The 3191-nt window shown below is 63.0% G+C and carries 6 protein-coding genes; 2 read left to right on the top strand and 4 right to left on the bottom strand.

Annotation, left to right across the window (positions count from 1 at the left end; translation table 11 throughout):
* Positions 1–155: 155 nt before the first annotated feature.
* The 4 genes from KJ624_06360 to KJ624_06375 all read right to left on the bottom strand — a co-directional run bounded on the left by KJ624_06360 (position 156) and on the right by KJ624_06375 (position 2183).
* Positions 156–401 (bottom strand): hypothetical protein, encoded by a 246-nt coding sequence (locus KJ624_06360; GenBank protein MBU2009437.1) that lies wholly within the window; start codon positions 399–401, stop codon positions 156–158.
* Between the two features lie 282 nt (positions 402–683).
* Positions 684–1046: a thioredoxin family protein gene (locus tag KJ624_06365; protein MBU2009438.1), complete on the bottom strand. Its 363-nt coding sequence runs from the start codon at positions 1044–1046 to the stop codon at positions 684–686.
* Positions 1047–1105: 59 nt separating this feature from the next.
* Entirely contained in the window at positions 1106–1522 is a 417-nt protein-coding gene (locus tag KJ624_06370) for a hypothetical protein (protein MBU2009439.1), read from the bottom strand.
* A gap of 1 nt (position 1523) precedes the next feature.
* Positions 1524–2183 (bottom strand): hypothetical protein, encoded by a 660-nt coding sequence (locus tag KJ624_06375; GenBank protein ID MBU2009440.1) that lies wholly within the window; start codon positions 2181–2183, stop codon positions 1524–1526.
* Positions 2184–2313: 130 nt separating this feature from the next.
* Here KJ624_06375 and KJ624_06380 point away from each other — a divergent pair, with 130 nt between their 5' ends.
* Together KJ624_06380 and KJ624_06385 are read left to right on the top strand one after the other, a co-directional pair.
* On the top strand, positions 2314–2823 hold the full coding sequence (locus tag KJ624_06380) for a hypothetical protein (protein ID MBU2009441.1): 510 nt from the start codon (positions 2314–2316) through the stop codon (positions 2821–2823).
* A partial coding sequence (locus KJ624_06385; protein ID MBU2009442.1) for a hypothetical protein occupies positions 2810–3191 on the top strand: 382 nt, incomplete at its 3' end. The genes KJ624_06380 and KJ624_06385, both read left to right, overlap by 14 nt.

Below are 3191 nucleotides of genomic sequence, written 5' to 3' on the forward strand. Positions count from 1 at the left end.
CTCCTGGGGCACACACTGACGGTGGCCTTTCTGCCCCAAAGGTCCGTCCTTTGCATCACAACGCCTCAGGCGAGGGACCGCAGGCTCTTCCAGGGCCTGGCCCGGGAGCTGGAGGGGTGGGCCCAGGCCAAGGGTCTCAGCCTAGCCCGCTCGGCCTAGACCTTTTTCCCCTCCACGCTCAGGCACTTCACGAACTCCTTCCAGCCCCTGCCCTTGCACCTGGTGGCGATCTTGGCCGCGGCGAACTTCCTGTTCCGTTCCATCACCTTGTCGCTGGAGCGGATGACATTCGTCGGCCGGAACACGATCTTGCCCAGGGAGGGCCGGTAGAAGACCCTGGTCCCTGGAATACTGGTACCTCTGACCCTGCCGGCAGTAGCGCCCTTATGTGGTTCAGGCATGTTTCACCTCCTACCCCCAACTTTTACACCAGGTGCCTCTTCGAGACAAGGGGGGGTATACGGCTGTGGTAGAATAAAAATACATGGCCAGGCGGAAACCGGTGAACCTGACTACAGTGGAGCATTCTCTGCTGGCTGAGGCCAGGAGGTATGTGGTTGACGTTACAGGGGCGGATATTTCCTACGGGGCCCTGGTGGCCATCCTGTCCTGCGGGGTGCTGGCAGCCGACCGGGCTTCTGACCTGAGCATCGCCTGCCCCAACTGCGGCTACGGCGTCCGGTTCACCCTACTTCGCGGCAGAGGGACTTCAGGACCTCCAGGTCCTCCTCGGGCTTCAGGGAGGGCAGAAGGCGTTTCAGCTCCTTCCCGCCCTTGAAGGCTACGACCGTGGGGTACTCGGTCACCCCCAGTTTCTCGGCCACCTCCTGGCAGCCCGGGTCGGCCAGGTCCAGGGTGAGGGCTCCCAGGGGCGCCTCGGGGGACTCCTCCTGGACAGCGGTCATCACCCAGTCGTAGTAGTCGCAGGCTTCGCACTTGGCATCGGCGGCAGTTGCGAAGAGGGCCAGCACCATGGCGCCGGCCTCTTTGATCGTTTTCTCGGTCTCCTCCCAGGAGCAGGCAGGGGTTACTTCTTCGTCGGGCATTTTCCGCGCTTGGGGGAACACCCCCCCTTCAAGAGATATCCACAAATAGGACAGCTCATCTAGCCCTCCAGGGGCCTCATCCCGTAGCCGTAGACGCCGGAGAAGAAGGCCTGGGCCAGGTAGTACGCCTCGGGTGAAGGGTGCTCACTGGTGTCGCACCCGATCTCCCGGTGGCAGAAGGCCACCCGCCCGTCGCTCATCAGGCTGACGCTCCCCGCCGGCTTGCCCTCCCTGTCCAGCATCTCCACCGCCTTCTCCACCCCCACCGGCTCAGGGGAGTGGACGCCTGCCCCACGGCAGTCCTCCATCGCCCGGTCCCAGGAGCGCCTCACCGCCTCCCGGAAGGGGACCCTCTCCTCCTCCACCCTCCTCCAGGAGTCGCACATAACCCTCCGCCTTATCTCCCGGAAGTCCAGACAGACCTCCCGGGTCGCCGGCTCCTTGAGGGCTACCTGGCATCGTTCGCTGACGGGCATGTTATCCTCCCTTCTCCGGCCGCTGTTTTCCCCACCACTCGGAGAGCTGGCCCAGGGCCTCCTTGTTGGAGACCTCCCCCGTCTTCACCTTTTGGGACAGGGCCTCTATCTTGCTCATGACGGGGGGCCGGAGCTGCCTCATCTCAGTCCTGGCCTCCCTGGAGTGCTGCCGGGCCAGGGCGGCCGTGGCTTCCAGGTTCTCCAGGGTTTCAATTTCGTTCAGGTGGTGGCGCAGGTCCCTGCCTTTGGGGAGCCAGCGACGCACAAATTCCCTCTCGGGGGCAGCCAGGGTGGGGAGCTTGTCCGGGGCGGCATCCACCCGCTCCCAGATGTTGAGCTCCTCGACGCAGAGGGCCAGCCTGTCCTGGACCTGGGCGTCCTCCATGCCGGCGGCCCGGGCAAACCTCAGAGCCTCCGCCAGGGCCCCGGCGCAGGTGCTGAAATGGTCGCTGGTGCAGGGCCGGCAGCCGGTACCCCTCGTAGCTGATGTGGCGCTGGGGGGCGCAGTGGTGGCGGGGGTCCGGGCCTCTTCCTCTTTTACCGGGGAAGACGGCTCCGGGGCCGCGGCTTTCTTCGAGGACCTGAGCACCACTACTTTCAAGAAGTCTGAGGCTAGCTTGCTCCCCTGCTCTATGAGGTAGGCGGTGAAGTTTCTGTCCACGCCCCCACTATAGCTTTTGGGGAGGCGGGTCGTCAACCGGCCCCGGGGGTGCTAAAATGTGGCTGCAATGAAAGCTGAATGCAGGATGCAGATGCAGGATGCAGATGCAGGATGCGGGATGTAGAAAACTATGTATAAATGCTCCTGCGGCTATGAAACAGAGAAGGGACGCGTCTTCTCCGCCCACTTCAAGCACCACAAGGGCGATGAGCACAAGAGGCTGGGCTGGGTGGACCCGGCAACCGGGGTGATCTACCCCACCAGGCCGACGGCGAGAAAGGCGACAAAGACGCCAAAGGCGCCGGCTGCGCCCCCGCCGGTTCCCCAGGGAACAGTGCCGGCTACTGCCCTCAGCTCGGCCAGGCCGCCCGTTTTGTTCGACTTCGGCCAGGAGAAAATCCCCCTCAACCTCGGCGTCCTCTATGAAGCCTACCTGCTCTACAACGACATGAAGCGAAGGGGGATAGCAGGAGAGGACGAGTTCTCCGTCACCCTGATGGACGGCATAGTGCTCCTGTGGACACTAAGTGTGGGCCAGCCCGGAATCGAAGGGGATAAGGTTAAACTTACGGAGGTGAACTATGGGGCACGCCCTGGAAATGGTGAAAAAGAAGCGGGGGTTAAACTTGCCACCGGGTGAGGGCGACACCAAAGAGAAGCCGAAAGACCGCATACAGGAGCTGGAAGACCTGATCGCCCAGGAGCAGGACTTTAACAAAAGGCAGACTTTGGCCCTGCAGCTGCGCGAGCTAAACCTTCAGCGTGAGGTCCATGTAAGAGAGCTTGAGGACAGACTGAGGAGAGGAGGCAAAATGGGGGACGATAACGGCCAGGAAAAACAGGAGCAAGAGGAGCGAGAGAAGAGGGCAGTCGCAGAAAGGGATAGGCTGATGGGCCAGGCCAAGTCTCTCATCGACAGCGGCATGGCCCCGCAGCAGGTCGGGCAGATGCTCATGGGCCTGCCCGTCACTGCGGCCTCTGCAGGTGTGCCGACCCAGGGCATGAGCA

This window comes from Chloroflexota bacterium (assembly GCA_018825785.1).
In the GTDB taxonomy this organism is placed as follows: domain Bacteria; phylum Chloroflexota; class Dehalococcoidia; order JACVQG01; family JAHKAY01; genus JAHKAY01.

What these genes read in the sequence shown, in the direction of transcription:
- KJ624_06360 (MBU2009437.1), bottom strand. Translation starts at nt 401, where the DNA reads ATGCCTGAACCACATAAGGGCGCTACTGCCGGCAGGGTCAGAGGTACC.
- KJ624_06365 (MBU2009438.1), bottom strand. Translation starts at nt 1,046, where the DNA reads ATGCCCGACGAAGAAGTAACCCCTGCCTGCTCCTGGGAGGAGACCGAG.
- KJ624_06370 (MBU2009439.1), bottom strand. Translation starts at nt 1,522, where the DNA reads ATGCCCGTCAGCGAACGATGCCAGGTAGCCCTCAAGGAGCCGGCGACC.
- KJ624_06380 (MBU2009441.1), top strand. Translation starts at nt 2,314, where the DNA reads ATGTATAAATGCTCCTGCGGCTATGAAACAGAGAAGGGACGCGTCTTC.